Here is a 1,914-nt window from a genome sequence, read left to right on the forward strand (position 1 = left end):
GTCATCGGCAGCTCGATGCGGTTGGCCGGCCGCTCCAGCCGGCGGTCGATCTCGAGGATGAAGCCGGCAACCCGCTCCTGCGCCGTCTGCCGGGGCAGGAGCAGCAGGCGGGCATTCGTGCGGACGGCTGCCTCGAAAGCGAGGCGGAACATCCGCCGGGCGGTGGCGTCGCCGTCATCGGCAGGATCGCGGACCCGCGCCAGCGGCAGGCGCACGACCGAGGTCGCGGTGACCGCCTCGACATCGACCGACTGGGTCTGGCCGAGCTCGAACCCGAAGACGTCGCCGGGCATCAGGAACTCGCCGATCAGGCGCCGGCCGTCGGCCAGCAGCTTGCACGTCCGGGCGAGCCCCGACACCACCTCGTAGCAATGGGTGGCGGCGTCGCCCTCGTGCAGGATGACCGTGCCGCGGGCATGGGCCTGGACGGGCCGCGGCTGCGACAGTGCCGGAACCGGAGCCCGGCCGCGCGCCGGCTCGGACGGTCGCGACGGGGCGGCGTGGAACAGGCTGGCGGTCGCCGGATGCAGCGTGCTGGCGGTGGCGGTTGTGGCGAGCATCGTCTTCGTCCCTCCTGGCGCGTGCCTGGGACAAAGTTGTAGTCGCCGCTCCCCGCGGCCGGAATTCGTGGATTGCCCTTAGGTAGATGTACGGAGTGGGCGGGAGAGGGTGGTGCCGCTCGCGCCGGCCGGCCACCCCGCCCGCCTGCGGCCCGGTCAGCCGTTGATGGCGATCTTGCGGCTCTGCGCCGCGGCCGGCTCGGTTTTCGGCACCGTCACCTTGAGCACGCCGTTCTCGAAGCTGGCGGCGATCTTCTCCCGGTCGACGCCGTCCGGCAGGCGGAACATGCGCTGGCAGGAACCGCGGCGGCGCTCGCTGACATGGTAGTTCTGCTGCTTCTCCTCGCGCTCCTCGCTGCGCTCGGCCCGGAGGGTCAGCTGGTCCCCGGACAGTTCGACGGCGACGTTCTTCTCCTCGAACCCGGGCAGGTCGACCTTGATCTCGTAGGCCTTGTCGGTCTCGACGACGTCGGCGGCGGGAACGGCCGCACCGGGGGCGCCGCGCCCCAGCCAGTGGCCGAGATCATGGAACGGAAACGGCGGAAAGCCGCGCGCGAGGCGCTCGAACATGCTGTCGAACTCGTCGCGGAAGGGCGACAGGAACGGACGGGTGGCGGGCGCCGGGGCGGGCGTGCCCTTGGTGTCCTTCGTCTCGGTCATGAGGTCACTCTCCTCTTCGCCAGAAGATCATTTCGATCTTCGCTGCGAAGACTAGGACCGCGGCCGCGACGTCTCCTTGACCTGCGTCAATCCCCTGCCGCGCCGCTCAGGCAGCGCTGCACGCAATGGACGAACTGATCGGCGTCGATCGGCTTGTGCAGGAAGACCGTGTCGGGAATCCCGCGCGCCACCTGCTCGACGCGGCGCCGGCCGTCGACCAGCCCGGTGACGAGGATCGCCGGCTGCCGGTGCCCGGCCGTGCGCAGGGCGGACAGCAGGTCGAGCCCCGTCATTCCGGGCATCTCCTGGTCGACGACCAGGCACAGACGGCGGTCCCGCGGCAGCCCGGCGGAGAGCAGGTCGCCGGCCGAGGCAAACGACACGACGTCCCAGTCATAGGCGGCGAGCAGCAGCGTCAGCGACCGGCGCACCGCCGCATCGTCGTCCACGATGATGATGAGATCGGCCCGATGGCCGTTTCGCATGCACACCCGCTGCCCTCGTCCGGGGAGGACCTTCTGCGGGTCGACATGTGGACCACGTGCCCCGGCACCGGCAACTAAGGGAAATCCCTAGTTCTCGCCACGCGCCGGCACGCCGGCCAGGATGGCGACGCGGACCGCCTCCGAGACCGAGCGGGCCTTCAGCTTCTCCATCATGTTCGCGCGGTAGATCTCGACCGTGCGCGGGCTGA

At 70.6% G+C, this 1,914-nt stretch carries 4 protein-coding genes; all 4 read right to left on the bottom strand.

Annotated elements, in window-relative coordinates; all coding sequences use genetic code 11:
• On the bottom strand, positions 1 to 560 hold a 560-nt coding region (locus ACE3Q3_RS24215; RefSeq protein ID WP_374450404.1), incomplete at its 3' end, for a cyclic nucleotide-binding domain-containing protein.
• A 156-nt stretch (positions 561 to 716) separates the two neighbouring features.
• Entirely contained in the window at positions 717 to 1,220 is a 504-nt protein-coding gene (locus tag ACE3Q3_RS24220; RefSeq protein ID WP_374450406.1) for an Hsp20/alpha crystallin family protein, read from the bottom strand.
• A gap of 86 nt (positions 1,221 to 1,306) precedes the next feature.
• Entirely contained in the window at positions 1,307 to 1,705 is a 399-nt protein-coding gene (locus ACE3Q3_RS24225) for a response regulator transcription factor (RefSeq protein WP_374450408.1), read from the bottom strand.
• 87 nt (positions 1,706 to 1,792) lie between these two features.
• Positions 1,793 to 1,914 (bottom strand): LuxR C-terminal-related transcriptional regulator (locus ACE3Q3_RS24230; RefSeq protein WP_374450411.1); only part of this gene is annotated, 122 nt, incomplete at its 5' end.

Origin of the sequence: Allostella sp., from assembly GCF_041913585.1 — a bacterium.
Classification (GTDB): domain Bacteria; phylum Pseudomonadota; class Alphaproteobacteria; order ATCC43930; family Allostellaceae; genus Allostella.

Bases quoted from the DNA above. Each gene is read 5' to 3' on its own strand.
- ACE3Q3_RS24220 (WP_374450406.1), bottom strand. From the start codon at position 1,220: ATGACCGAGACGAAGGACACCAAGGGCACGCCCGCCCCGGCGCCCGCC.
- ACE3Q3_RS24225 (WP_374450408.1), bottom strand. From the start codon at position 1,705: ATGCGAAACGGCCATCGGGCCGATCTCATCATCATCGTGGACGACGAT.